General features: G+C 60.0%; 19 protein-coding genes and 4 tRNA genes. 18 read left to right on the forward strand and 5 right to left on the reverse strand.

The window, feature by feature from the left end; all coding sequences use genetic code 11:
• Nucleotides 1–79: 79 nt before the first annotated feature.
• Nucleotides 80–1,630: an MDR family MFS transporter gene (locus ACZZ0G_RS22005; protein ID WP_463557508.1), complete on the reverse strand. Its 1,551-nt coding sequence runs from the start codon at nt 1,628–1,630 to the stop codon at nt 80–82.
• The gene (locus tag ACZZ0G_RS22010; protein WP_463557509.1) at nt 1,620–2,669 is read right to left on the reverse strand and encodes an HlyD family secretion protein; all 1,050 of its coding nucleotides are present in this window, start codon (nt 2,667–2,669) and stop codon (nt 1,620–1,622) included. Before ACZZ0G_RS22010 ends, ACZZ0G_RS22005 begins: the two co-directional genes overlap by 11 nt.
• Before the next feature lie 228 nt (nt 2,670–2,897).
• Between ACZZ0G_RS22010 and gltX the strand changes: the two genes are divergently transcribed.
• The 12 genes from gltX to ACZZ0G_RS22070 all read left to right on the forward strand — a co-directional run bounded on the left by gltX (nt 2,898) and on the right by ACZZ0G_RS22070 (nt 12,440).
• The gene (gene gltX / locus ACZZ0G_RS22015) at nt 2,898–4,379 is read left to right on the forward strand and encodes a glutamate--tRNA ligase (protein ID WP_105705073.1); all 1,482 of its coding nucleotides are present in this window, start codon (nt 2,898–2,900) and stop codon (nt 4,377–4,379) included.
• Nucleotides 4,380–4,582: 203 nt separating this feature from the next.
• A tRNA-Ala gene (locus ACZZ0G_RS22020) sits at nt 4,583–4,658 on the forward strand.
• 79 nt (nt 4,659–4,737) lie between these two features.
• Nucleotides 4,738–4,813: transfer RNA gene (locus ACZZ0G_RS22025), tRNA-Glu, on the forward strand.
• A 53-nt stretch (nt 4,814–4,866) separates the two neighbouring features.
• Nucleotides 4,867–4,942: transfer RNA gene (locus ACZZ0G_RS22030), tRNA-Ala, on the forward strand.
• 79 nt (nt 4,943–5,021) lie between these two features.
• Nucleotides 5,022–5,097: transfer RNA gene (locus ACZZ0G_RS22035), tRNA-Glu, on the forward strand.
• Nucleotides 5,098–5,279: 182 nt separating this feature from the next.
• Nucleotides 5,280–5,819 (forward strand): TetR/AcrR family transcriptional regulator, encoded by a 540-nt coding sequence (locus ACZZ0G_RS22040; protein WP_077571915.1) that lies wholly within the window; start codon nt 5,280–5,282, stop codon nt 5,817–5,819.
• 30 nt (nt 5,820–5,849) lie between these two features.
• On the forward strand, nt 5,850–6,683 hold the full coding sequence (locus ACZZ0G_RS22045; protein WP_463557510.1) for an alpha/beta fold hydrolase: 834 nt from the start codon (nt 5,850–5,852) through the stop codon (nt 6,681–6,683).
• A 45-nt stretch (nt 6,684–6,728) separates the two neighbouring features.
• Nucleotides 6,729–7,166, forward strand: a complete 438-nt coding sequence (locus ACZZ0G_RS22050; RefSeq protein ID WP_158954628.1) for an acyl-CoA thioesterase — start codon at nt 6,729–6,731, stop codon at nt 7,164–7,166.
• 165 nt (nt 7,167–7,331) lie between these two features.
• The gene (locus ACZZ0G_RS22055) at nt 7,332–8,291 is read left to right on the forward strand and encodes a tRNA dihydrouridine synthase (protein ID WP_137218004.1); all 960 of its coding nucleotides are present in this window, start codon (nt 7,332–7,334) and stop codon (nt 8,289–8,291) included.
• A gap of 119 nt (nt 8,292–8,410) precedes the next feature.
• A complete protein-coding gene (locus tag ACZZ0G_RS22060) occupies nt 8,411–8,857 on the forward strand; it encodes an Hsp20 family protein (RefSeq protein WP_007913433.1) in 447 nt (148 codons plus the stop codon).
• Nucleotides 8,858–9,045: 188 nt separating this feature from the next.
• On the forward strand, nt 9,046–9,741 hold the full coding sequence (locus tag ACZZ0G_RS22065) for a DUF1266 domain-containing protein (protein WP_463557511.1): 696 nt from the start codon (nt 9,046–9,048) through the stop codon (nt 9,739–9,741).
• Nucleotides 9,738–12,440 carry a DUF805 domain-containing protein gene (locus ACZZ0G_RS22070; protein WP_463557512.1) on the forward strand — a complete coding sequence of 901 codons (2,703 nt, stop codon included), beginning with the start codon at nt 9,738–9,740 and terminating at the stop codon, nt 12,438–12,440. Before ACZZ0G_RS22065 ends, ACZZ0G_RS22070 begins: the two co-directional genes overlap by 4 nt.
• Here the strand turns inward: ACZZ0G_RS22070 and ACZZ0G_RS22075 are convergent.
• From ACZZ0G_RS22075 to ACZZ0G_RS22085, 3 genes are all read right to left on the reverse strand, one after another.
• Nucleotides 12,437–14,128, reverse strand: coding sequence for an Hsp70 family protein (locus ACZZ0G_RS22075; RefSeq protein ID WP_463557513.1), 1,692 nt, complete (start codon nt 14,126–14,128; stop codon nt 12,437–12,439). The two genes, ACZZ0G_RS22070 and ACZZ0G_RS22075, sit on opposite strands and share 4 nt — an antisense overlap.
• A gap of 86 nt (nt 14,129–14,214) precedes the next feature.
• Nucleotides 14,215–17,493 (reverse strand): sensor domain-containing protein, encoded by a 3,279-nt coding sequence (locus tag ACZZ0G_RS22080; protein WP_463557514.1) that lies wholly within the window; start codon nt 17,491–17,493, stop codon nt 14,215–14,217.
• Between the two features lie 74 nt (nt 17,494–17,567).
• Nucleotides 17,568–18,452, reverse strand: a complete 885-nt coding sequence (locus tag ACZZ0G_RS22085) for a LysR family transcriptional regulator (protein ID WP_220558417.1) — start codon at nt 18,450–18,452, stop codon at nt 17,568–17,570.
• Between the two features lie 140 nt (nt 18,453–18,592).
• Between ACZZ0G_RS22085 and leuC the strand changes: the two genes are divergently transcribed.
• From leuC to ACZZ0G_RS22115, 6 genes are all read left to right on the forward strand, one after another.
• The gene (leuC, locus tag ACZZ0G_RS22090) at nt 18,593–20,011 is read left to right on the forward strand and encodes a 3-isopropylmalate dehydratase large subunit (RefSeq protein ID WP_016984527.1); all 1,419 of its coding nucleotides are present in this window, start codon (nt 18,593–18,595) and stop codon (nt 20,009–20,011) included.
• A gap of 11 nt (nt 20,012–20,022) precedes the next feature.
• The gene (gene leuD, locus ACZZ0G_RS22095; RefSeq protein ID WP_236428489.1) at nt 20,023–20,667 is read left to right on the forward strand and encodes a 3-isopropylmalate dehydratase small subunit; all 645 of its coding nucleotides are present in this window, start codon (nt 20,023–20,025) and stop codon (nt 20,665–20,667) included.
• 147 nt (nt 20,668–20,814) lie between these two features.
• A complete protein-coding gene (locus ACZZ0G_RS22100) occupies nt 20,815–21,582 on the forward strand; it encodes a class I SAM-dependent methyltransferase (protein WP_463557515.1) in 768 nt (255 codons plus the stop codon).
• Between the two features lie 54 nt (nt 21,583–21,636).
• Complete coding sequence (gene leuB, locus ACZZ0G_RS22105; RefSeq protein ID WP_463557516.1) at nt 21,637–22,719, forward strand: 3-isopropylmalate dehydrogenase; 1,083 nt, start codon at nt 21,637–21,639, stop codon at nt 22,717–22,719.
• Nucleotides 22,720–22,785: 66 nt separating this feature from the next.
• Nucleotides 22,786–23,898, forward strand: a complete 1,113-nt coding sequence (gene asd / locus ACZZ0G_RS22110; RefSeq protein ID WP_007913448.1) for an aspartate-semialdehyde dehydrogenase — start codon at nt 22,786–22,788, stop codon at nt 23,896–23,898.
• 244 nt (nt 23,899–24,142) lie between these two features.
• Nucleotides 24,143–25,153 carry an aspartate-semialdehyde dehydrogenase gene (locus ACZZ0G_RS22115; protein WP_463557517.1) on the forward strand — a complete coding sequence of 337 codons (1,011 nt, stop codon included), beginning with the start codon at nt 24,143–24,145 and terminating at the stop codon, nt 25,151–25,153.
• The last annotated feature ends 27 nt before the right edge of the window (nt 25,154–25,180 follow it).

The raw sequence follows: 25,180 nt of genomic DNA on the forward strand, positions 1-25,180 counted from the left end.
CCGGACGCTCCGCGTCCGCTGTGACGCAGAGCGCCACCGGAGTCATTCCCACGCGGGGCATGGGAACGATCAGTTGCAGTTAGTGTGACTCGCCAGCCTTCAGCCCTTGCGGCAATTTCTTCGTCAACAAAATCGCCAGCATGCTGACCCCCAGCGCAATACCGACAAAGTGAAACGCATCGTTGTAAGCCATGATCGCCGCCTGCTGATGGACGATCTCGCTCAGCTTGCCCAGCGCCGCCGTGTCACTGCCAAATCGATCGGTCATTGACGCCAATCGCTCCGCCACCTGCGGATTGGTCGGCACCACTGCCTCGCGCAAATAATCGAAGTAGGTCTTGGTGCGCGCATCCAGCAGCGTCGCCAGCAGGGCAATGCCAATCGCACCGCCCAGATTGCGCAGAATGTTGAACAGGCTCGACGCCGACCCTGCGTCCTGCGGCAGGATGTACGCCGTGGCAATCAGCGAAATCGTCACCATGATCAACGGCTGCCCTAGCGCACGAATGATCTGGATCTGATTGAACTGCGGCCCGGCAAAATCCGGATTGAGCACTCCGGAAGAAAAACTCGCCAGCCCGAACAGCCCGAAGCCAATCGTGCACAGCCATTTCGGCGAAACAAACTTCATCAGCTTCGGCACCAGCGGAATCAGAAACAGCTGCGGCACGCCCATCCACATGATCACTTCGCCGATCTGCAGGGCGTTGTAGTTCTGGATCTGCGCTAGATACAGCGGCAACAGATAAATCGAGCCGTACAACCCGACACCCATGCCCAGGCTGGAAATACTCGATAAACCGAAGTTGCGATTACGCAGGATGCCCAGGTTGATCAGCGGATTGGGTTTGGAGATCTGCACGATCACAAAGGTGATCAAACTCACCAGCGCAATGCTGCCCAACGTCACGATCAGACTCGATTCCAGCCAGTCCTTGCGATGGCCTTCTTCCAGAAACACCTGCAAGCAACCGAGGCCGATCCCCAGCGTGAGGATGCCGGTGTAGTCGGTGCTTTTCAGCAGCTCCCAGTGCGCTTCTTTCTTCTCCAGCCCGTACATCAACCCGGCGATCATGATCAGGCCCGGCGGAATGTTGATATAGAAGATGTATTCCCAGCCCCAGTTTTCCGTGAGCCAGCCGCCCAGCGTCGGGCCGATGGACGGCGCGAAGGTGGCGGTCATGGCGAACATCGCCATGCCTTTGGCGCGGTGGTGTTCGGGGAGTTTGATCAGGGTCAGGGTGAATGCCAGCGGGATCAGCGCGCCGCCGGTGAAACCCTGCATGGCGCGAAAGACGATCATGCTCTCCAGGCTCCAGGCCATTGAGCACAGTAGCGATGAAACCAGAAAGCCCAGCGACACCCACACCGCCAGACGTCGCGCCGAGAGCAACTGGACCAGCCATGCGGTCAGCGGGATCATGATGATTTCCGCGACCAGATACGATGTGGAAATCCACGAGCCTTCTTCCAGCGTCGCCGACAGTGCGCCCTGAATGTCTTTCAGCGACGAGTTGGTGATCTGGATGTCGAGCACGGCCATGAAAGCGCCGAGCATCACGCTCATCACCGCAATCCAGTCGCGCCGGGTCGGTTCGCCGACCGGGCGGATCAGCGAATCACCGGCCATTGTCCGGGGCGTCTTTGATGTTCACGGTGGCGGTAACCGACATGCCCGGACGGATCTTGCCGTGCAACGGGTTATCGGCCTTGAAGGTCAGTTTCACCGGAATACGTTGCACGACTTTGGTGAAGTTGCCCGTGGCGTTGTCAGGCGGCAGCAGGCTGAACTGCGCACCGGAGGCGGCGAAAAGGCTCTCGACTCGCGCTTCGATCGGCGTGTCGCCATAAGCATCGAAGGTCAGCTCGGCTTTTTGGCCGGGTTGCATATGACCGATCTGGGTTTCCTTGAAGTTGGCCTGCACCCAGATGTCTTCGTCCGGGACGATCGACAACAGGTAAGCGCCAGCCTGCACCACTTGGCCGTTACGGGCGGCGCGCTGGCCGACGAGGCCGCTGATCGGCGCGTGGATTTCGCTGCGGGTCAGGTTGAGTTCGGCTTGCGCCAGATCGGCGCGGGCGTTGGCGATCTGTGCATCTAGGCGTTTGATCTCAGCATTCAGGGCATTGACCTGCTGACGCTGACCTTGCGCGTCAGCCTGGGCCTTGGCCACTTGCGAGCGGGCGATGTGGGCGTCGGCGGAGAGGGTGGTTACGCGCTCTTCGGAAACGTAGCCGGGTTTACGCAGGGTTTCGGCGCGCGACAAATCCATCTGCGAACGCCCAAGTGTCGCTTGGGTGGTCGCCACTTGCGCGTCGCTGGCGGCGATCAGGCTCGATTGTTGTGTAAGTTTGCTTTGCGCCTGCAGGCGTTCGGCTTCGCGGGTGGCGAGGGCGGCATTGGCGCGGTCGATGGCCAGACGGAAATCATTCGGTTCGAGGCGCACCAGCAACTGGCCTTTTTCAACGTGCTGATTGTCCTGCACCAGCACTTCATCGATGCGCGCGCTCAATTGGCTCGACACACGGGTGATTTCGCCCTGGACATAGGCGTTGTCGGTGCTTTCATAAAAGCGTCCCTTGAAAAACCAGTGGGCGAAGAAGCCCCCGGCGATCAGCAGGACGAGCAGCAGGAAAATCAACAGGCGACGCTTGAGTTGGGCAGGCATGGGCAAACTGTAGTCGAGGAATTGTAAGGAAAGTTATCAGCAGGCGAATCTGGCATACAGCCGATAAACGGTAAATGCCATCCGTTGATATTTGCCCATTCACCACGGCTTACGGGCGTTCCAGAGGCAAACTTGGCTTAAATGCCCTGCCTGCTGGAGCGGGGCGGGTGTCGCCTGTTACCATTCGCCGCTTGATTGTTTTGCTTTTCATTCTTTTCGAGACATGCCATGACCACCGTCCGCACTCGCATCGCGCCATCGCCTACCGGGGATCCCCACGTAGGTACCGCTTACATCGCATTGTTCAACTACTGCTTTGCCAAGCAGCATGGCGGTGAGTTCATCCTGCGGATCGAAGACACCGACCAGTTGCGTTCGACCCGCGAGTCCGAACAGCAGATCTTCGACGCCCTGCGCTGGTTGGGTATCGACTGGAGCGAAGGCCCGGACGTTGGCGGCCCGCACGGTCCGTATCGCCAGAGCGAGCGCGGCGACATCTACCAGAAGTACTGCCAGCAACTGGTCGACATGGGCCACGCGTTCCCATGCTTCTGCACCGCTGAAGAACTCGATCAGATGCGCGCCGAGCAAATGGCTCGTGGCGAAACCCCACGCTACGACGGCCGCGCGCTGCTGCTGTCGAAAGAAGAGGTCGCCGCTCGTCTGGCGGCTGGCGAACCCCACGTAATCCGCATGAAAGTGCCGAGCGAAGGCGTTTGCGTGGTGCCGGACATGCTTCGTGGCGATGTCGAGATCCCGTGGGATCGCATGGACATGCAAGTGTTGATGAAGACCGACGGCCTGCCGACGTACTTCCTCGCCAACGTCGTCGACGACCACCTGATGGGCATCACCCACGTCCTGCGCGGCGAAGAGTGGCTGCCATCGGCACCGAAGCTGATTCTGCTGTACGAATACTTCGGCTGGGAACAGCCAGAGCTGTGTTACATGCCGCTGCTGCGTAACCCGGACAAGAGCAAGCTGTCCAAGCGCAAGAACCCGACCTCGGTGACGTTCTACGAGCGCATGGGCTTCATGCCTGAGGCGATGCTCAACTACCTCGGCCGCATGGGGTGGTCGATGCCGGACGAACGCGAGAAGTTCTCGCTGCAGGAAATGGTCGACAACTTCGACCTCAAGCGCGTCTCCCTCGGCGGGCCGATCTTCGACATCGAGAAGCTGTCGTGGCTCAACGGCCAGTGGCTGCGTGATCTGCCGGTGGAAGAATTTGCCAGCCGCCTGCAGACCTGGGCGCTGAACCCGGAATACATGATGAAGATCGCGCCGCTGGTTCAGGGGCGCGTTGAAACCTTCAGCCAGGTTGCACCGCTGGGCGGCTTCTTCTTCGCCGGTGGCGTCAATCCGGATGCCAAGCTGTTCGAATCGAAAAAGCTTTCGGGCGATCAGGTTCGTCAATTGATGCAGTTGATCCTGTGGAAGCTGGAAAGCCTGCGTCAGTGGGAGAAGGACAACATCACCGCAACGATTCAGGCAGTCGTCGAGTCGCTGGAGTTGAAACTGCGCGATGCGATGCCGCTGATGTTTGCCGCGATCACCGGGCAAGCGAGTTCGGTGTCGGTGCTCGATGCGATGGAAATCATTGGCCCGGACCTGACCCGTTTCCGTCTGCGTCAGGCGATTGACCTGTTGGGCGGCGTGTCGAAGAAAGAAAACAAAGAGTGGGAAAAGCTGCTGGGCGCTATCGCTTAAGCACGCCTGACTCTGCGGGAACCACCGAAGGCCGGGATCTTTTGATTCCGGCCTTCGGCGTTTTTCCCCCCGAATTTACGGGGGAGGGCGGTAAGTGATTGTTATGCCGACGAAAAACTTTGAAAAATTTCAAAAATAAGTTTGACAGGCTTTCGATACGCCCTTAAGATTCGCCCCGTCCTCAGCGATGACATCAACGATGAGGGGCTATAGCTCAGCTGGGAGAGCGCTTGCATGGCATGCAAGAGGTCAACGGTTCGATCCCGTTTAGCTCCACCAATTTACACTTCGAAGCCTGGCCACACCGGCTTCGAAGCGATCAACACTCAGCGTTGATCAGTTGTATAGAAGGGTTTGCGTCCCCTTCGTCTAGTGGCCTAGGACACCGCCCTTTCACGGCGGTAACAGGGGTTCGAGTCCCCTAGGGGACGCCAGTTTTACAGAAGCGATGTTGCAAGACGTCGCTCCGCCGCGAGGCGAAAAATCCGGGGCTTTAGCTCAGCTGGGAGAGCGCCTGCATGGCATGCAGGAGGTCAGCGGTTCGATCCCGCTAAGCTCCACCAATTTACAAGTTCAAGGTCTGGCCACACCGGCCTTGAATCGATCAGTTCTCAGCGCTGATCAGTTGTACAGAAGGTTTGTGTCCCCTTCGTCTAGTGGCCTAGGACACCGCCCTTTCACGGCGGTAACAGGGGTTCGAGTCCCCTAGGGGACGCCACGATTACCCGCTCTGCGGGATTTTATAAGGGTCATTCAATTATTGAATGGCCCTTTTGTTTGTCTGGCGTTTGGCCAATTCTCCTTTTTCCTTACACTGTGCTTCAGACCAGCGGTCATATCCTTGACTTGCAGAATATTATTATGCGAATAATATTCTAGTCGTAATATTCGGAGGCAACGATGAACGATAAAAAAGCTCAAACCCGCGAACGCATCCTCAAGGCTGCCAGCGCCGCACTGATTCAGCGTGGCCCGGCCGACCCTAGCGTGGGCGAAGTGATGGGCGCAGCCGGCCTGACGGTTGGCGGCTTCTATGCGCACTTTGAAAGCAAGGACGCGATGATGCTCGAAGCGTTCAAGCAGTTACTCGGTCGCCGCCGCGACCTGATTGCCGACATGGATACCGAACTGACCGGTGAAGAGCGTCGCGCCTTGGTCGCCGCGTTCTACCTGTCGCGCAAGCACCGTGATTCCAGCGACGCAGCGTGTCCGATTCCAGCGTCGATCGGCGAATTGGGCCGTTTGCCGGAATCGTTCCGCATAGCGCTGAACGAGCACCTGGAGTTGATGATTGCGCAGTTGGCGTCCAGCCCTGAGGACACCGACAAAGCTCTGGCCGACGTGGCCTTGATGGTGGGTGGTCTGGCGCTGGCAAGGGCGCTGGGCCCGGGAGATTTATCCGATCGATTGCTGCGCGCTGCCAAGTCGGCGGTGCGTTGACCTGAAGGCAACAGGCCTGAGGAGAGAGCGATGAACACGTTGAAGTGGATTCGTGGCGTTAATGGCACCTTGGGCTGGATTGCACCGCAACGCGTGGCGAGCAAAATGCGTCTGGCGTTCATGACGCCGCGGTCGCTGCCGTTGCGAGATTGGGAGTTGCCGCTGCTGGCCAGTTCCGAGCGCATCACTTTGCGCTTCGGCCTCTCTGCGCTGCGCTGGGGTCAAGGCCCTGCAGTGCTGTTGATGCACGGTTGGGAAGGGCGGCCAACCCAATTCGCCGCACTGATCACTGCGCTGGTCGATGCCGGTTATACCGTTGTTGCACTCGATGGCCCGGCCCACGGTCGTTCGCCGGGGCGTGAAGCCAATGTCGTGTTGTTCGCTCGGGCGATGCTCGAAGCCGCTGCCGAGTTGCCGCCGCTGCAAGCGGTCATCGGTCACTCCATGGGCGGCGCCAGCGCCATGCTCGCCGTGCAACTGGGCTTGCGCACCGAAACCCTCGTCAGCATCGCCGCGCCTGCACGCATTCTTGGCGTACTGCGCGGTTTTGCCCGCTACGTCGGTATGCCGCCGCGAGCCCGTTCCGCGTTCATCCGCCAGGTCGAACAAGACGTCGGCATGCGCGCCGCTACTCTCGACGTTGCCCATTATCAACTGGATATGCCCGGCCTGATCGTACATGCCGAGGACGACAACTTCGTCTCGGTCAAGGAATCGCAACTGATCCACGAATCCTGGTTCGACAGTCGCTTGCTGCGGCTTGAGGGCGGCGGTCATCAGCGTGTGCTGGCCGACCCTCGCGTGGTTGATGGCGTGTTATCACTGCTGGCCGGCCGCAGCCTTCAGGCGCGCCAATCGGCGTGAGCTCCGTTACACTGCCCGGGTTGAATCATTGACCGGGAGTGGGGCATGGGCTGGGATCGGGCAACGCCGTTTACCATTGATCTGCAAGTAGGCGCCGAAGACATCGACGGGCTGGGCCACGCGAATAACGCGGTCTACGTGACCTGGCTCGAACGTTGCGCCTGGCGCCACTCGCAGCGTCTGGGCCTGGATCTGGTCGAATATCGGCGACTGGATCGGGCGATGGCGGTAGTGCGTCATGAGATCGATTATCTCGCCGCCGCCTATGAAGGCGACGAACTGCAATTGGCGACGTGGATCGTCGATTGGGATCAGCGCCTGAAAATGACCCGGCATTTCCAGCTCAAGCGCCCGAGCGACAACACCACGTTGTTGCGTGCGCAAACCACGTTTGTCTGCATTGAGCTGTCCACGGGCAAGCCGAAGCGCATGCCGGCCGAGTTCATCGAAGGTTACGGCCCCGCAATCCAGGTCCCGGCCTGACACAATCCCTGTAGGAGCTGCCGAAGGCTGCGATCTTTTGATCTTGATTCTAAAAAACAGCATCAAAAGATCGCAGCCTTCGGCAGCTCCTACAGGTGGTCGTGGGTTTAAGCCGCTCAATCCAGTAAACTGCCCCACGTTTTTTCCTCAAGTAGTGTTTTTCCCATGCAAATTGCTCTGGCGCCCATGGAGGGGTTGGTCGACGACATTCTCCGCGACGTGCTGACCCGCGTTGGCGGCATCGACTGGTGCGTGACTGAATTTATTCGGGTCAACGACCAGTTGCTCACGCCGGCCTATTTCCACAAGTTCGGCCCGGAACTGCTAAATGGCGCCCGCACCGCATCCGGTGTGCCATTGCGTGTGCAATTGCTCGGTTCCGACCCGGTGTGCCTGGCGGAAAACGCTGCATTGGCCTGCGAACTCGGCTCCGAGGTGATCGACCTCAACTTCGGCTGCCCGGCCAAGACCGTGAACAAATCCCGTGGCGGCGCCGTACTGCTGAAAGAGCCTGAACTGCTCAACCAGATCGTCGAGCACGTGCGCCGCGCTGTACCCGCGCACATTCCCGTCACCGCAAAAATGCGCCTGGGCTTCGACAGCCCCGACGGTTCGCTGGTCTGCGCCACCGCGCTGGCAGAAGGCGGCGCCGAGCACATCGTGGTTCACGCCCGAACCAAAATGGACGGCTACAAACCGCCGGCGCATTGGGAGTGGATTCCGCGCGTGCAAGACGTGGTCAAAGTCCCGGTGTTCGCCAACGGCGATATCTGGAGCGTCGAAGACTGGCGGCGTTGCCGCGAAATCAGTGGCGTGGAAGACATCATGCTCGGTCGCGGTCTGGTCTCGCGCCCGGATCTGGCCAAGCAAATCGCCGCTGCCCGCGCTGGCGAAGAAGTCGTCGAGATGACCTGGGCCGAGCTGATGCCGCTGATCCAGGACTTCTGGCTGCAAGCCAAAGCACAGATGACTGCACGCCAATCACCGGGCCGTTTGAAGCAATGGCTGGCCATGCTGACCCGCAATTATCCAGAGGCTGCGGAGCTGTTCACCGTCCTGCGCCGTGAGACCGAGCCGGATCACGTCTCGCGTTTGCTCGGTCTGCCAGTCGCTGAAGCGGCCTGAAAAAATCTGCAAATAGTCTCTTGAAATCATTTCAGTGGTCCCTATCTAAGGGTTACGCGATGCCGAATTCGGGTCGCGGAGTTAAAAAACTTGCTGATTGTTTTCAGGAGATTTGAACCATGAGTACTGCATTTTCCCTCGCGCCACTGTTCCGTTCCTCGGTGGGCTTCGACCGTTTCAACGACCTGTTTGAAACCGCCCTGCGCAACGAGCCAGGCAGCAGCTACCCACCTTACAACGTCGAAAAGCACGGTGATGACCAATATCGCATCGTCGTAGCGGCAGCCGGTTTCCAGGAAGAAGATCTGGAGCTGCAAGTCGAGAAAGGTGTGCTGACCATCAGTGGTGGCAAGCGTGATGCCAACGAAGGCGTGACCTTCCTGCATCAGGGCATTGCCCAGCGTGCTTTCAAGCTGTCCTTCCGCCTGGCCGATCACATCGAGATCAAGGCTGCCGATCTGAGCAACGGTCTGCTGAGCATCGACCTGTTGCGCGTGATCCCGGAAGAAGCGAAAGCCAAACGCATCCCGATCAACGGGACGCAGAAACCGGCGTTGCAGCACTGAGTCATGTGCCGCAACACAATCGTCTGATCAGACGATGAGCCGCTGAATGAAGGCCCCGATACGTCGGGGCCTTTTTTGTGCGCGCAAGAAAAGCGCTGTACGACTTTGCCGCTGGCGGCGGTTTCTCTACAATCCGCGGCAGTTTTGCCGACCCCCATTCCTCACCGGTCGGCCTGGAGCCTTTTTTCATGGACGAGATTCAACAGCGCTGGCTGTGCGCCCTGTCTGCGCCAATGGCGGCGATCAATACCGGCGCCAGCTACGACGACCCGGCGTTCTGCAACGATCGCTACATCGATCTGCAGGACAGTTGGGGTATCGATGATCGTGGGCAACTGTTCGACATGCTCGAACGGATGACCGACGACGGCCATGCCAAACACCTCAGCGCAGCCTATCTGGCGTGGCAGCGTTGTCTGCCGAGTGAATGGCAGGCCTTGCTTGAAGATCTCTCCCCCCGTGAACGGGTCCTGCATGAGTTTGCCAGTCGCACGTTCGGCAGTTGCGGGCCGGGCGGGATATTGTCCTGGGACTATGGCCGCATGGGTTTTCTCTTGCGTTGCGCGGTGCGCAATCAGTGGATTGACCTCGACGAAAGCAATTGGCTGCACAGCCGTTTGGCCCTCAGAGCGCAATTTCACTACGGCAGCTGGATGGCTTACTTCGATGGCTTTGTGGTGGGTCGGACCTTTTGGTCGTGCCTGAGCGCAAGCGACGATGAGCTTACGCGCGAACTGGATCGACAAGGCGCCAGCGCCCTTAACGTGCGGATTGCCCGCGGCCTTGCCGAGAACATTCCTCAGTTTCTGGCTGATTTACCGTGGCACATGGAAATTGACTTGCCGCCACGTCCGGCATCGCTCAAGGAGTTCGACTGGTCATGAGTTGCTGGATCCGCCTGGGCATCGAGCCTACCACCGACGAAACCCTGATTCGTAATGCTTACCGCGCACGTTTGCCAGCGCATCACCCGGAGACCGATCCGCAAGGTTTCCAGGCGTTGCGCATGGCCTACGAAAACGCCCTGCGTCTGGCGCGTGAGGAAGAGGAAGAAGATCCCGAGGACGAGTACGAGTTCCAAGCCTCAGAACAGACTGTCGTTGAGGTCCCTCCAGTGTTCGGCGATTTTTGCGAGCTGCTGGATGATCCCGCGCGCCGGTTCAATTTCGCCGCGTGGCAGGCCTTTGTTCGAGGGCTGGATGAGCTGTCGCTGGACGTGCTCGATGAACTCAGCTGGCCGCTGTACCACCGGATGGCCGACGCCGGTCCGTTGTCGTACCGCTGCGCGAATCTGTTGGCCAAGCGCATGGCCTGGGATCAACAGTTGCTGGATCTGGGCTTCGACGACGCGCATCAGGTGGGATTCTTTCTGCAGCGAATCGAAACGCCGGACCCGTTCGACACGGATCTGATGAGCACATGGTCAGAGGCCGCCCAGACCGAATCGCTTTGGTACGCCCGCAGCCTCGATTTTATCTTCAGCCAGCGGCCACTCCACGAGTTCGCCGACTTCGCCAGTCGGCACACCTGCCTGCCGTTGCCGAATGATGCTGCGTTCCTCAAGCGTCTCCTGGTGCAGTTCACTCAGGCGGGTATCGGCGGGCCGACGTTTTTGCAGTGCTGTATCGAACATCAGGCTGCAGCACCGGACGATGTCGACTGGCTTTACCTGTTGGCCTGTCAGAGCAGTCTGCTCGGGCGGGACGATCAGGCATTGCCGTGCTGGATCCGGCTGTGGAACGAGCATCGCCATCCGATGGCGGAAAGTCGTCTGCTGGAAATGTGCGCCAAGCGCCAGCCGACTTTTCTGCCCCTGCTGATTCAGGCATTCGATCGCCTGCAGGGCATCTCTGGCTGGCCGGAGGATCTTGGCGATGGCGACCAAGTGTATGGCAGTCCGTCACAGCACCCCGAGACCCTGAACCGCTGGTTGGGTGTCGGGCGGTTAAAGCTTGAGAGCCTTGCGCAAAGCTTTGTCGATTGGCGCGTGACCGGTGATGAACTGCCATTGCTCGCGCAATTGCTGGGCGAAAATGCCGACAGCCGATTGCTGCATCTGTACCGGCATGCCTGGGCGCTGCATCGCGGTGATACGGCGCTGTTGCAGCAGATTGTGGATGCACCGCTGCCGATCGATGCCCTCGAAAGCCTGGTGATGAGCGGGTTCAAATATCAGGCTGAGCAACATCTGAGCTGGTTGCGCAGGGCACCGATTGCGCTGGCCATGAGCGCGTTCAGCGCCGCGGACTCAGGTTCGCGGTCATTGCCGCAGGTGCTGACCGACGGCGAGCCGCACAAGGTCTGTCGTCTGTGGTTGCGGCGCTTGCGGCCTTACAGCGACGCTGCGCTGGAGCGATTGGCAGATGCGTTCAAGCTGGCTGCGGTCAAAGACGACTGTGATTTGTCCGAACTCGATTTGATTCTGCAGTTGAGCCGACGCGGGATTCAGTTGCCACCGGTCGGGCTCGGTGAGGCCACTTGGGAGTGGCACGCGCAGACCTTGTTCTTGCTGGCGTTGCTGGGCCAGTCCGAACGCTGGCTGCAAATGATTGATGTGCAGTGCCTGGAGCGCCTGCCCTTCAATCCGGCCCATCCTTTGAGTCGCCTGCACCCACTGCTGCGGCGCTTGCTGCGCGAGCAAGGCAATTGCAACGGTTTGCTCGGATGGCTGCAAGGCAATGATCCGGTGCACGGTTTGCTGGTGCAGCAATTGTTCAGCGTACAGCAGGCACTCGACAGCGTGCGGTTGCCAGCCAATAGCCTGCTTTACACCTGCCTCGAAAGTGATCGTGCGGCATGCGGCGACGACTTGCTGGGTTTGATGATGTTCTGGGGCGTGCTCTATCACGACCCGAGCCTGAGTGCCGAGCAGCATCGCGCACTGCTGCAGTCAATTGCTGCGATCAGTTGTGAGGATGCTTGGTTCGAAGGCTTTCGTGACGGCTTGATCAAGGGCGAACCGGTGTGGCCGCCGCGCAAAGTACTGACGGATTTTGGTGTCGACAAACTGTTGGCGTACGAGGCGCTGGACACGCTGAAGGGCTTGATTCGTTATGGCGCTGCCGGCGTGCCGAAGACGCGGGTCCTGCGGCAGTTGCAACAGGGCAAGGATGATTCGCAGAACAGCGTCGGGCTGCGCCTGGCCCTGTCCGCGTTATTGTCCTGGTCGGAACGACTACTGCTGGCGAAAAGCGATGTGCAGCCGGTACCGGCGACAGCGATCTGGCGTCTGGGCTCGCGGTTGGGGCGCAAGGCTTTTATCGCTCAAGTTCTGGCCTGCGTGGTGATTGCGCCGGTGGCCGGGCTGGTCAGTGGCACCACGGGCGCTGGCATTCTTATCCTGCTATTGGGCGTGCTGCTGGTGTTCGGCGCCATTCTGCGCCGTTTGCACGACATGGGCCGAGGCATTCCGACGTTGCTGATTTTCATGGCGCTGACGCCGGTCCTGCCATTCCTGCCGTTGGTGCTGTTCGGGCTTGCCGGTGACAAGTTGCCCAACCGCTATGGTGTGCCGCCGGACAGCGGTGACTCTGAGATGCTGTCCGGCGGCTTGCAGGCTGCCTTGCGGCGGCTCAACGGTTAGAGACGCAGTTGATCCAGCGCCTTGTTCAGCTCTGAGCGATGGCTGGCGATCTCCGAGGGTTGCTGGCCGCCGAGCACGCGGGTGAAGTTGTGCAACCATTCGGCAATCTGCTCGCGTTGCTCGCCGAGGCTTTGCATCCATGCCCGCTCCAGGCGGGCCAGCAACGTGCGGTTGGGCAGCGCATCGCGTGGATGGACTTTCAGTGTCGACAGCCGGTTATGGCTGTCTCGGCGTGCTTGCTCATCCAGGCCAGTGGGGCTGCGGTCGATGCTGTGACTGTGACGCTCGCCGGTTTCCAGCAAGGTGACGTCGACTTCGAGTAAACCGTTAATGTCATAGCTGAAGCGTACGTCCAGCTCCTGGATGTGCTCAGTGGGCGTCAACGTGACATCGAAAGCATCAATCAGAATGTTGTCGCACACCCACGGCCGCTCACCCTGATAGACGGCGATGCGCAGCACCGATTGCTTGGGCTGGGTGGTGTAATAGCGCTCCACCCTTGACGTCGGGATGATGGTGTTGCGCTCGATGATCGGTGAGAAAGCGCCTTTGATGCCTTCGCCACGCAGGGTCGCAATCCCCAGCGTATACGGGCAGACATCCGTCAGAATCAACTCTTCAACCGCACCGTCGCGAGCCTTGCATGCCGCTTGCGTCGCCGCCCCCAGCGCAACAATGGTATCCGGATCAAGATGCCGGTACGGCAGGCGCCCGAACAGCGTCGCGACCATCTGCTGCACCGCCGGCATGCGCGTGGCGCCGCCGACCAATACCAGGCTGTCGAGGTCGCGGGGCTTGAGGCGGGCATCGCGCAGGGCTTGCTCGATCGGTGCGCGCAAACGCGCCAGCAACGGTTCCCAGACTTTTACCGCCGCCGCTTCGTCCAGTGACCATTCGAAGGTTTTGTCGGCGTGGCGCCAGCTCAGGTGTTGAGTGCCTTCGCCGAGTTTGCATTTGAGCTGCTCCAGCGCATCGCCGAGGCTGGCCATGCTTTGCGCGTCGACCATGGCCGGGGTCAGTTGCCAGTGTTTCAGGCAGGCCTGCAACAGCGCAGCGGTGAAGTCTTCGCCGCCGAGAAAGTTGTCGCCGGTGGAGGCGTGCACTTCGATCAGCGGCAAAGCGTATTCCAGCACGGTGACGTCGAAGGTACCGCCGCCCAGATCGAAGATCAGCGTGCGTTCGAATTTCTGCTCATGCAGCCCGTAAGCCATGGCGGCGGCCGTCGGTTCGTTGATCAGACGCGTCACCGAGAGCCCGGCCAGTTCAGCGGCAAACAGCGTGCGTTTGCGTTGTTCGTCGCTGAAATACGCCGGTACGGAAATCACCGCTTCCGACACCGGGTGGCCGAGAAAGGCCTCGGCGTCCTGCTTGAGTGAGCCGAGCACCAGCGCCGACAATTCTTCCGGGCTGAACTGACGTGTACCGAGCTGGACTTGTTTATCACTGCCCATGAAGCGTTTGAACGCCGCAGCGCTGCGTTCCGGGTGTGTGGTCAGGCGGGCGCGAGCAGCTTTGCCGACCAGAATCGTGTCGTCTTCATCGAGACTGATCACCGAGGGTGTCAGTACATCGCCCAGAGCATTGGGAATCAGGCGTGCCTGACCGTCCTGCCAGACGGCGATCAGACTGTTGGTGGTGCCAAGGTCGATACCCAGCAGAGCCGGGCGGGGGAGGGATGCATCCTGCATGACAGATCTCGAAACGGCGCAAAAACCGCGACCCTACAGGTTGCCGCCAACCGTGGCAATTGCGCTTCTGTTGCAACGTGCACCGGTTATGGCAGGAGCTTTTTCAGATCCTCCAGTGCAACCGGTCGACTGTGCAGATAGCCCTGATACAAATGGCAGCCCAAACCTTGCAGGAACGCAAGCTGCTCGGGGGTTTCCACACCTTCGGCAATCACCTCCAGCTCGAGGCTGCGCGCCATGGCGACAATCGCGCGAATGATCTCGGCATCGTTGGGGTCAGTGGTCGCATCGCGAATAAACGACTGATCGATTTTCAGCGTGTCTACCGGCAGCCGTTTGAGGTAAGTCAGCGAAGAATAACCGGTGCCGAAGTCATCCATGGCGAAGCTCACGCCGAGCTTTTTCAGGCGGCGCATTTTGCTGATGGTGTCTTCCAGGTTCTGGATGACGATGCCTTCGGTGATCTCCAGTTTCAGCAGCGAGCAGGGCAGACCGTGGCTGGTCATGCTGTGTTCGATGCGCTCGACGAAATCGTTCTGGCGGAACTGTCGCGGGCTGATGTTCACGCACAGGCTGAAATTCAGCGGGTCGACCCGTTTCTGCGCGATCAGTTGTTTGAACGCATTGCAGGCCTCATCAAGAATCCACGTGCCGACCTCGAGAATCAGCCCGCTGTCTTCCAGCACTTTGATGAACTCGGTAGGCGACTGCGCCCCCAGTTCCGGGTGATTCCAGCGCACCAGGGCTTCGGCGCCGATGATGCGGTTGTCGCGGGCGTCGACTTGTGGCTGAAAGTGCACATTGAATTCACCGCGTGACAGCGCCAGACGCAAGTCGGTCTCCATGCGCAGCCGCTCGCTGGCGGCTTTCTGCATGGTGTTGTGATACATCTGCGTGGTGTTGCGCCCGGAATCCTTGGCCCGGTACAGAGCAATGTCGGCGCGTTTGAGCAAATCGGTCGGCGTCGAGCCGTGATCGGGAATCAGCGCCACGCCGATACTCGGTGTCACTTGCAGGCGCTGGCCGTCGAGGAACATCGGTTCCGAGAGCAATTCGCGCAGGGTGTCAGCCAGATTGCGCACTTGCGCACTGACTTCATTGCGCGAGCCTTCGAGGCCGCTGAGCAGGACGACAAACTCATCGCCGCCGAGGCGCGCGACCGTGTCTTCCATGCGCACGCTGGCTTCCAGTCGCGCTGTGATGATCTTCAGCACGGTGTCGCCGACCGGGTGACCGAGCGAATCATTGATGTGCTTGAAGTGGTCGAGATCGAGGAACAGCAACGCGCCGCGCAGATTGTGGCGCTTGAGCAGGGCGATCTGTTGGCTCAGGCGATCCATCAGCAGCGCGCGGTTGGGCAGGTTGGTCAGCGGATCGTGATAGGCCAGATGACGAATCTGCGCTTCGGCGTTTTTCAGCAGGCTGACGTCTCGGGCGGTCAGCAGCAGGCACGCGGTTTCGTTGAGGGTGATCGGTTCGACCGAGACCTCCACCGTCAGCATTTCCCCGCGTTTGTTGCGCCCGAGCATTTCCTGATGATGCACGCGCCCCTTGATCTGCAACTCGGCGAGTAACGCCGAGCGCTGTTTTTCCTCGGCCCAGATACCCACCTGATATACGGTTTTGCCCACGACATCTTCAGCGCGATAGCCAGTGAGGCGGCAGAAACCGTCGTTGACCTCCAGATAACGCCCGGTGTCGCGCTCGGTGATGGTGATCGCGTCAGGGCTGGAGTGGAACGCCTTGGCGAATTTCTCTTCACTGGCTTTCAGTGCCGCTTCCGAGCGTTGTTGCTGAGTAATGTCGCGCAGGGTGGTGACGATGCACGGTTGATCGCCGACGCTGATCTGACGGCTGGAAATCACGCAGGTCAGCGACTGGCCGTCCTTGTGCTGGACGATGATCGCGACATTGCTCAAACCCTGTTCGCGGATCACCCGTTCAATGCGTTGCAGGCTTTTTGCCGAGGCGTCCCACAGGCCGATTTCTTCGGCGGTGTGGCCGATCACGTCGGCGGCGCTCCAGCCGAAAGTCTGGGTAAAGCTGTTATTGATTTCGATGAACTCGCCACTGTCCTGACGGGTGACGCAGATCGGATCGGGACTGACCTGGAACAGCGTGGCGAATTTCTCTTCCGAGGCCACCAGCCGCTGTTCACGCTCGACCTGGTCGGTGATGTCGAGCAAGGTGCCGGCCATGCGCAGCGGCGCGCCGTTGTCATCGCGATAGAGGCGGGCGCGGCTTTCCAGATAGCGTGAGCTGCCGTCCGGCAGTTGCACGCGATAGGTCAGCTGATAGTTGCCCGCCGGGCCTTCGCGCAGGCTGCGGTAGGCGTCGCGCATGCTGTCGCGCTCTTCGCCGGGCACGCCTTCGAAAAACTCTTCAAACGATTCATGAAACGGTTTCGGCTCCAGGCCGTGCAGTTGTGCGGCTCGGGCCGAGCCGTAGAGCATGCCGCTGGGGATGTGCCAGTCCCAGGTGCCGAGCTGTGCCGAATCCAGCGCCAGATCGAGGCGTTCCTGGCTGTCCTTCAAGGCGTGTTCGGCGGCTTTGCGTTCGGTGGTATCAAGGAACGTGCTGAGCAGATAGGGCTGGCCCTCGAGTTCGACTTTCTGCGCGCTGAGAATGCCGTCGTGAATCTGCCCGTTGCTGGCGCGAAACTGCACTTCCATGGCGATCAGTTCGCCTTTGTTGTTGGTCTTCTTGACCAGCTCGGCGCGCTGCTCCGGGTGCACCCACAGGCCCAGTTCCAGTGTGGTCCGGCCAATGGCGCTCTGCACCGGCCAGCCAAACAGACTTTCAAAATACTGATTGGCTTCGCTGATCAGGCCGTCTTCCTGGCGGGTCAGCAGGACCATGTTCGGGCACAGGTGAAAAAGTGTCGCGAAACGTTTCTCCGAGCTGCTCAGCGCCTGTTCGCGTTGGCGCTGGTGGGTGATTTCACGAATCACCCCGATCATTCGGGGACGGCCGTTTTTGTCCGGCAACAGGCTGCCGTTGATCTCCAGCCAGTGCAGGCTGCCGTCAGGCCAGCGGATGCGGTGGTGCATCGCTTGTTCCAGCGGCGCGCCGGCAATCACCGCGTGGAAGGCGCGAACGGTTTTTGCGCGGTCTTCCGGCGGCAGCAAGTCAAGGTATTCGAGGTCTTCTGGCAGCGGTTGCCGCGGATCGAAGCCGAACAAGGCCTGGGTGCCACGCGACCAACTGATCTGCCCGCGCTCGATGTCCCAGTACCAGGCGCCGAGCCGTGCGCCGTTGAGCGCGGCGAGCAATTGCGGCGCGCTCTCCCAGCTCTGCTCGGAATGACGCGGGTCAATCGCTTGGATACGCGGCATCGGCGGAATTCGGTCAACAGATTTCGGCATCGTGGACAGGCCTTGAGCTGATGGTGGCATTAGGCACAGGGGCAGCGGCTCTATAGGAGTAGCACAAGTTGGCCTTAAGTCCCTGGCAGATCGATCTGTGCATCCAGCAAGGCCATAAAGGCTCTTGCCGCATTCGATAGCGTCCGTTCGGTGTGCAAGATATAGCCTAGCTGGCGACTGAGCTGTATGCCCGGCAATACGATGCTCGCCACCTGTTCGTCGAGCATGGTGCGTGGCAAGACGCTCCAGGCCAGACCAATGGAGACCATCATCTTGATCGTTTCCAGGTAGTTGGTGCTCATGGCGATGTTCGGCGTCAGGCCTTGGGCCTCGAATAAACGTTGGACAATGTGGTGAGTGAAGGTGTTGCCACCGGGAAAAACCGCCGGATGACCGGCAATGTCCGCCAGACTGACGGCGCCGTTATTGATCAGCGAGTGCTCCGGGGCGACTACGAAATCCAGTGGGTCGTCCCACACGGGCGTGGCCTTGACCAGTGCGTGAGGTTCCGGCGCCAGGGTGATGACCGCCAATTCGGCGCGCCCATGGAGAATCTCTTCGTAGGCCACTTCGGAATCGAGGAACTGAATATCCAGCGCCACCTGTGGGTAGCGGCGGGTAAATTCCCTCAGGAGCGGCGGCAAACGGTGCAGGCCGATGTGGTGACTGGTGGCCAGGGTCAGGCGCCCGCTGACTTCACCAGTCAGATTGGTCAAGGCACGGCGGGTGTCGTCGAGCACGTTGAGAATCTGATAAGCCCGGGGCAGCAGGGCGCGGCCGGCCTCGGTCAGGCCGACTTCACGACCGAGTCGGTCGAACAGGCGCACCTTCAATTGCTGCTCCAGCCCGGCGATGCGTTTGCTGATCGCCGGTTGCGTCAGGTGCAGCCGTTCGCCGGCGCCGGAGAAGCTGCCGGTCTCGGCAATCGCGATAAAAGCGTTGAGGTTGGCCAGATCCATGTTCGTATTCCAGTTGGTTATCCAAAGCATAAAAAATATGAATTTGAGTTATTTAATCTAACCCCATAGGATCGGCCTCACAAGCCAAAGGGTTATTGATAAGCCCAGGGCATAGAAACAAGCTGATGAGGAACCGTCTGATGGCCGGCAAAACGCTCTACGACAAGCTCTGGGATTCGCATTTGGTCAAGCAGCGCGACGATGGCTCTGCGCTGATCTACATCGACCGTCACATCATCCACGAAGTGACCTCGCCGCAAGCCTTCGAAGGTCTGCGTCTGGCCGGGCGCAAGCCTTGGCGCATCGATGCCAACATCGCGACCCCGGACCACAACGTACCGACCACCCCAGAGCGCAAGGGCGGCATCGAAGCCATTGCCGATCAGGTCTCGCGTTTGCAGGTTCAGACCCTCGACGACAACTGCGATGAATACGGCATCGTCGAGTTCAAGATGAATGATGTGCGCCAAGGCATCGTCCACGTGATCAGCCCGGAGCAGGGCGCGACCTTGCCGGGCATGACCGTGGTCTGCGGCGACTCGCACACCTCGACCCACGGCGCGTTCGGCGCGTTGGCTCACGGTATCGGCACTTCCGAGGTCGAGCACGTGCTCGCCACCCAGTGCCTGGTCGCGAAGAAAATGAAAAACATGCTGGTGCGCGTTGAAGGGCAATTGCCGTTCGGCGTGACCGCCAAGGACATCGTCCTCGCGGTGATCGGCAAGATCGGCACCGCCGGCGGTAACGGCCACGCCATCGAATTCGCTGGCAGCGCGATCCGCGACTTGTCCGTCGAAGGCCGCATGACCATCTGCAACATGTCCATCGAAGCCGGCGCCCGCGTCGGTCTGGTGGCAGCGGATCAGAAGACCGTCGACTACGTGAAGGGCCGTCCATTCGCCCCGAAAGGCGCGGAGTGGGACATGGCTGTCGAGGCGTGGAAAGATCTGGTCTCCGACGCTGACGCCAAATTCGATACCGTGGTTGAACTCGACGCTGCGCAGATCAAGCCGCAAGTCAGCTGGGGCACTTCCCCGGAAATGGTTTTGGCAGTTGATCAGAACGTGCCGGATCCGGCCAAAGAGATGGATCTGGTCAAGCGCGACTCGATCGTCCGCGCCTTGAAGTACATGGGTTTGACCGCCAATCAGGCGATCACCGACATTCAACTGGACCGCGTGTTCATCGGTTCCTGCACCAACTCGCGGATCGAAGACTTGCGCGCTGCGGCGGTGATCGCCAAGGGCCGCAAAGTCGCTTCGACCATCAAGCAAGCGATCGTGGTGCCGGGTTCGGGTCTGGTGAAGGCGCAGGCTGAGGCTGAAGGCCTCGACAAGATTTTCCTCGAAGCCGGTTTCGAATGGCGTGAGCCGGGTTGCTCGATGTGCCTGGCGATGAACCCGGACCGTTTGGAGTCCGGCGAACACTGCGCCTCGACCTCCAACCGTAACTTCGAAGGCCGTCAGGGCGCCGGTGGCCGTACCCACCTCGTCAGCCCGGCCATGGCGGCTGCGGCAGCGGTGAACGGTCGTTTCATCGACGTTCGTGAATTGATCTAAAGGAGCGCAGCATGAAAGCTTTTACCCAGCACACTGGTCTTGTCGCGCCTTTGGATCGTGCCAACGTCGACACTGACCAAATCATTCCGAAGCAGTTCTTGAAGTCGATCAAGCGCACCGGTTTCGGCCCGAATCTGTTCGACGAGTGGCGCTACCTCGATGTCGGCCAGCCGTATCAGGACAACTCCAAGCGTCCGCTGAACAAGGACTTCGTCCTCAACGCCGAGCGTTATCAAGGCGCCAGCGTATTGCTGGCCCGCGAGAACTTCGGTTGCGGCTCGAGCCGTGAACACGCGCCATGGGCGCTGGAAGAATACGGTTTCCGCAGCATCATCGCGCCGAGCTATGCCGACATCTTCTTCAACAACAGCTTCAAGAACGGCTTGCTGCCGATCATCTTGAGCGACGCTGAGGTTGATGAGTTGTTCAAGCAGGTCGAGGCTGAGCCGGGCTATCAACTGCAGGTCGATCTGCAGGCGCAGACAGTGACCAGCCCGAATGGCAAGGTGTACAGCTTTGAGATCGATGCGTTCCGCAAGCACTGCCTGTTGAACGGTCTGGACGATATCGGTCTGACCTTGCAGGACGGCGATGCGATTGCGACGTTTGAGGCCAAGCACCGGGTTAGCCAGCCGTGGTTGTTCCGCGACGCATAAGCAAGTTTTGAATTGATGCAGTTCAGGCTGGCCTCTTCGCGAGCAAGCTCGCTCCCACAGGGGAATGCATTTCAAGTGTGGGAGCGAGCTTGCTCGCGAAGGCGGTAGTCCAGGCAATACAAGGCTAAAACCCAGAAGGATGTAACCATGACCAGCACCGCCCAACACACTCAGGTTGTCCAGAAGCAATTCGGTGAACAGGCCGCCGCCTACCTGAGCAGCGCCGTTCACGCTCAAGGCACCGAATTCGCACTGCTACAAGCTGAGTTGGCCGGGCAGGGCGAGGCGCGGGTGCTGGATCTGGGTTGCGGCGCCGGTCACGTCAGTTTCCACGTTGCACCGCTGGTCAAGGAAGTAGTCGCCTACGACCTGTCGCAGCAAATGCTCGACGTGGTCGCCGCCGCTGCCGTTGATCGCAAGATGCACAACATTGCCACGGTCAACGGCGCCGCCGAGCGCCTGCCGTTTGCCGATGGCGAGTTCGACTTCGTGTTCAGCCGTTATTCGGCGCATCACTGGAGCGATCTCGGCGTGGCCCTGCGCGAAGTGCGTCGGGTGCTGAAGCCGGGCGGTGTGGCGGCGTTCGTGGATGTGTTGTCACCGGGCAGTCCGTTGTTCGACACTTACCTGCAAAGCGTCGAAGTGCTGCGCGACACCAGCCATGTGCGCGATTATTCCGCTGCAGAATGGCTGCGTCAGGTCAGCGAAGCCGGTTTGCATGTGCGCAGTACCACGCGTCAGCGCCTGCGTCTGGAATACACCAGTTGGGTTGAGCGCATGCGCACACCGGAAGTGATGCGCGCAGCGATCCGCCAGTTGCAGCAGTCGATGGGCAATGAAGTGCGCGAATATTTTGAGATTGATGCCGACGGCTCGTTTAGTACAGATGTAATCGTATTGATGGCTGAGCGCTAAGAATTTTTCCGGGCGCGCCTCAGATGGCGCACCGACTGAAGACACGAGGAAAGCATGAGCAAGCAGATTCTGATTCTCCCAGGTGACGGTATTGGTCCGGAAATCATGGCCGAAGCGGTCAAGGTGCTGGAACTGGCCAACGACAAGTACAGCCTGGGCTTCGAGCTGAGCCATGATGTGATCGGTGGCGCGGCCATCGACAAGCACGGCGTGCCGCTGGCCGATGAAACCCTCGACCGTGCCCGCGCTGCCGATGCAGTCCTGCTGGGCGCCGTTGGCGGCCCGAAATGGGACACCATCGAACGTGACATCCGCCCAGAGCGCGGTCTGCTGAAAATCCGTGCGCAACTGGGTCTGTTCGGCAACCTGCGTCCGGCGATCCTGTACCCGCAACTGGCCGAGGCTTCGAGCCTGAAGCCGGAAATCGTTGCCGGTCTGGACATCCTCATCGTCCGTGAGCTGACCGGTGGCATCTACTTCGGCGCGCCGCGTGGCACCCGTACCCTGGAAAACGGCGAGCGTCAGTCCTACGACACGCTGCCGTACAGCGAAAGCGAAATCCGCCGCATTGCCCGTGTCGGTTTCGACATGGCCATGGTTCGCGGCAAGAAGCTCTGCTCGGTGGACAAGGCCAACGTACTGGCGTCCAGCCAGCTGTGGCGTGAAGTCGTCGAGCAAGTGGCCAAGGATTACCCGGAAGTCGAATTGAGCCACATGTACGTCGACAACGCCGCCATGCAGCTGGTGCGCGCACCGAAGCAGTTCGACGTGATCGTCACCGACAACATGTTCGGCGACATCCTGTCCGACGAAGCGTCGATGCTTACCGGTTCCATCGGCATGCTGCCGTCGGCCTCGCTGGACTCCAACAACAAAGGTATGTACGAGCCTTGCCACGGTTCCGCTCCGGACATCGCCGGCAAAGGCATCGCCAACCCATTGGCGACCATCCTGTCGGTGTCGATGATGCTGCGTTACAGCTTCAATCTGCACGACGTGGCCGATGCCATCGAGAAAGCCGTCAGCGTCGTGCTGGATCAAGGCCTGCGCACTGGTGACATCCATTCGGCCGGTTGCAGCAAAGTCGGTACGCAGGAAATGGGCGACGCAGTAGTCGCCGCGCTGCGGAATCTGTAATCTCTCGGGCCCGCTGCGAAATTCAATACAAAGCAGCGGCCCACTTTTCAAGAAGGTGTAGTTGCGATGAAACGTGTAGGTCTGATCGGTTGGCGCGGGATGGTCGGTTCCGTGCTCATGCAGCGGATGCTGGAAGAGCAGGATTTCGATCTAATCGAGCCGGTGTTTTTCACCACTTCCAACGTCGGTGGCCAAGGCCCGTCCGTGGGCAAGGACATTGCTCCGCTCAAGGATGCTTACAGCATTGATGAGCTGAAGACCCTCGACGTGATTCTGACCTGCCAGGGCGGCGACTACACCAGCGAAGTGTTCCCCAAGCTGCGCGAAGCCGGCTGGCAGGGTTACTGGATCGACGCGGCCTCGAGCCTGCGCATGAACGATGACGCCGTGATCATTCTCGATCCGGTCAACCGCAAGGTCATCGATCAGCAGCTCGACGCGGGCACCAAGAACTACATCGGCGGCAACTGCACCGTCAGCCTGATGCTGATGGGCCTGGGTGGCCTGTTCGAAGCCGGTCTGGTCGAGTGGATGAGCGCCATGACCTATCAGGCGGCTTCCGGTGCCGGCGCGCAGAACATGCGTGAGCTGATCAAGCAAATGGGCGCGACTCACGCTGCTGTTGCCGATCAACTGGCCGATCCGGCCAGCGCGATCCTCGATATCGACCGTCGCGTAGCGGATGCCATGCGCAGCGAAGCGTACCCGACGGAAAACTTCGGCGTACCGCTGGCCGGCAGCCTGATCCCGTGGATCGACAAGGAACTGCCGAACGGTCAGAGCCGCGAAGAGTGGAAGGCCCAGGCCGAGACCAACAAGATTCTCGGTCGCTTCAAGAGTCCGATCCCGGTCGACGGTATCTGCGTGCGCATCGGCGCCATGCGGTGCCACAGCCAGGCACTGACCATCAAGCTGAACAAAGACGTGCCGATCGCTGATATCGAAGGGCTGATCAGCCAGCACAACCCTTGGGTCAAACTGGTGCCGAACCAGCGCGAAATCAGCATGCAGGAGCTGAGCCCAACCAAGGTTACTGGCACCCTGAATGTTCCGGTGGGTCGTCTGCGCAAGCTGAACATGGGTTCGCAATTCGTCGGTGCCTTCACCGTCGGCGACCAACTGCTGTGGGGCGCGGCCGAACCGCTGCGTCGCATGTTGCGGATTTTGCTGGAGCGTTGATCGCTTGAAGCAATGAAACAACCCGTGCCTTGAGAGAGGTGCGGGTTTTTTTATGCCGATCGTTCCCACGCTCTGCGTGGGAATGCATCCCGGGACGCTCCGCGTCCCTTTACAAGCCGAACGCGGAGCGTCCGATGCGGCATTCCCACGCGGAGCGTGGGAACGATCCGGGTGGGCAGAAATTGCCTGTGCGCCAGTCACCCGGTAAAGTGCCGCTCCCCCCGTTTCGCCAGAGGCTCGCACCATGACCCAGACCCTAGATATTGCCGTGATCGGCGCCACCGGTACTGTCGGCGAAACCCTCGTACAAATTCTCGAAGAACGCGACTTTCCGGTCGGCAACCTGCACCTGCTGGCGAGCAGCGAGTCCGCCGGCAGCTCAGTACTGTTCCGCAACAAGAACGTACGCGTGCGTGAAGTCGACGAGTTCGATTTCAGCAAGGTCAAACTGGTGTTTTTCGCCGCCGGCCCGGCCATCACTCTGAGCTATGCCGCTCGTGCCCACGCCGCCGGCTGCTCGCTGATTGACCTGTCAGGAGCCTTGCCGGCCGATCAAGCACCGCAAGTGGTACCCGAAGCCAACGCCGATGTACTCACCGGTTTGAAAGCGCCGTTCCAGGTCAGCAGCCCAAGTCCGTCGGCCACTTCGCTGGCCGTGGTACTGGCGCCGCTGCTCGATCTGATCGACCTGCAATATGTGAATGTCACGGCCAATCTGGCCGTTTCCGCTCAGGGCCGCGAGGCCGTCACCGAACTGGCGCGGCAGACTGCCGAACTGCTGAACATGCGTCCATTGGAACCAACCTTCTTCGATCGGCAGATGGCCTTCAACCTGCTGGCCCAGGTCGGCACGCCTGATGCACAAGGCCACACGCTGCTGGAAAAACGTCTGGTGCGCGAATTGCGCCAAGTGCTGGCGTTGCCTTTATTAAAGATTTCCGCAACTTGCGTTCAAGCCCCGGTGTTTTTTGGCGATAGCTTTAGCGTGACCTTGCAGTCGAAGAAGGCCGTCGACCTGGTCAAAGTCAACGCTGCACTCGAAAATGCAGCGGGGATCGAGCTGGTCGAGGCCGGCGATTACCCGACTGCAGTGGGTGACGCGGTAGGGCAGGACGTGGTCTATGTCGGGCGCGTGCGCAGCGGTGTCGACGACCCGGCGGAACTTAATCTGTGGCTGACGTCAGATAACGTACGCAAAGGCGCGGCCCTTAACGCTGTGCAGGTGGCTGAATTGTTGATAAAAGACCTGCTGTAAAAGATACTTGGCAACAATTTGTCGACT

This window comes from Pseudomonas sp. AC169 (genome assembly GCF_979258515.1).

Coding starts and splice junctions, on each gene's coding strand:
- ACZZ0G_RS22005 (WP_463557508.1), bottom strand. CDS start 1,630: ATGGCCGGTGATTCGCTGATCCGCCCGGTCGGCGAACCGACCCGGCGC.
- ACZZ0G_RS22010 (WP_463557509.1), bottom strand. CDS start 2,669: ATGCCTGCCCAACTCAAGCGTCGCCTGTTGATTTTCCTGCTGCTCGTC.
- gltX (WP_105705073.1), top strand. CDS start 2,898: ATGACCACCGTCCGCACTCGCATCGCGCCATCGCCTACCGGGGATCCC.
- ACZZ0G_RS22040 (WP_077571915.1), top strand. CDS start 5,280: ATGAACGATAAAAAAGCTCAAACCCGCGAACGCATCCTCAAGGCTGCC.
- ACZZ0G_RS22045 (WP_463557510.1), top strand. CDS start 5,850: ATGAACACGTTGAAGTGGATTCGTGGCGTTAATGGCACCTTGGGCTGG.
- ACZZ0G_RS22050 (WP_158954628.1), top strand. CDS start 6,729: ATGGGCTGGGATCGGGCAACGCCGTTTACCATTGATCTGCAAGTAGGC.
- ACZZ0G_RS22055 (WP_137218004.1), top strand. CDS start 7,332: ATGCAAATTGCTCTGGCGCCCATGGAGGGGTTGGTCGACGACATTCTC.
- ACZZ0G_RS22060 (WP_007913433.1), top strand. CDS start 8,411: ATGAGTACTGCATTTTCCCTCGCGCCACTGTTCCGTTCCTCGGTGGGC.
- ACZZ0G_RS22065 (WP_463557511.1), top strand. CDS start 9,046: ATGGACGAGATTCAACAGCGCTGGCTGTGCGCCCTGTCTGCGCCAATG.
- ACZZ0G_RS22070 (WP_463557512.1), top strand. CDS start 9,738: ATGAGTTGCTGGATCCGCCTGGGCATCGAGCCTACCACCGACGAAACC.
- ACZZ0G_RS22075 (WP_463557513.1), bottom strand. CDS start 14,128: ATGCAGGATGCATCCCTCCCCCGCCCGGCTCTGCTGGGTATCGACCTT.
- ACZZ0G_RS22080 (WP_463557514.1), bottom strand. CDS start 17,493: ATGCCGAAATCTGTTGACCGAATTCCGCCGATGCCGCGTATCCAAGCG.
- ACZZ0G_RS22085 (WP_220558417.1), bottom strand. CDS start 18,452: ATGGATCTGGCCAACCTCAACGCTTTTATCGCGATTGCCGAGACCGGC.
- leuC (WP_016984527.1), top strand. CDS start 18,593: ATGGCCGGCAAAACGCTCTACGACAAGCTCTGGGATTCGCATTTGGTC.
- leuD (WP_236428489.1), top strand. CDS start 20,023: ATGAAAGCTTTTACCCAGCACACTGGTCTTGTCGCGCCTTTGGATCGT.
- ACZZ0G_RS22100 (WP_463557515.1), top strand. CDS start 20,815: ATGACCAGCACCGCCCAACACACTCAGGTTGTCCAGAAGCAATTCGGT.
- leuB (WP_463557516.1), top strand. CDS start 21,637: ATGAGCAAGCAGATTCTGATTCTCCCAGGTGACGGTATTGGTCCGGAA.
- asd (WP_007913448.1), top strand. CDS start 22,786: ATGAAACGTGTAGGTCTGATCGGTTGGCGCGGGATGGTCGGTTCCGTG.
- ACZZ0G_RS22115 (WP_463557517.1), top strand. CDS start 24,143: ATGACCCAGACCCTAGATATTGCCGTGATCGGCGCCACCGGTACTGTC.